The organism is Frankia sp. AgKG'84/4, from assembly GCF_023242965.2.
Classification (GTDB): domain Bacteria; phylum Actinomycetota; class Actinomycetes; order Frankiales; family Frankiaceae; genus Frankia.
Genome location: NZ_JALKFU020000734.1, coordinates 1 through 520 on the forward strand (window position 1 = coordinate 1; position 520 = coordinate 520).

Here is a 520-nt window from a genome sequence, read left to right on the forward strand (position 1 = left end):
GACCCCTTCCGCGTCGGGGACGCGCTGCCCGCGGGTGTCGCGGCGGCCGCCTCGCCGGCGGAGACGGCCCGCTGGGATCGTCTCGTGGCGGCGGCGGGGGCTTTGCTGGCGCACGCCGGTCCGGACCTCGCCGCTGAGGTCGCCGGCACGCTGCACACACTGGTGCCGCTGCGGCCCGTGGCGGCCTGCCAGGGCAGCAGCGCCACGGCGACGGACTCCCTCGGCGCCGCACTGCTCTCGCCGCCGTCGAGCCCGCTCGCGCTGGCCGCCTCGCTGGTGCACGAGTCGGCGCACAGTCGGCTGGAGATGGTGCACGACCTGGCCGCGCTGGTGTCTGAGGCCGCCGGCCACGGCGACCTGTATTTCTCGCCGTGGCGGCCGGATCCGCGTCCGCTCGCGGCCGTCCTGCAGGGGACCTTCGCCCACGCGCGGATGGCCGCGTTCTGGGCCGCCCGCTGGACCCGTCGGTCGCCCGCCGCCGACCCGCACGCGGCCTACGAGTTCGCCTGGTGCCGGGAGG

At 77.7% G+C, this 520-nt stretch carries 1 protein-coding gene; it reads left to right on the forward strand.

Features of this window, described 5'->3' with window-relative positions:
• Nucleotides 1-520: aKG-HExxH-type peptide beta-hydroxylase (locus tag MXD58_RS24855; protein ID WP_250610068.1), on the forward strand; the 520-nt coding region annotated here is incomplete at both ends.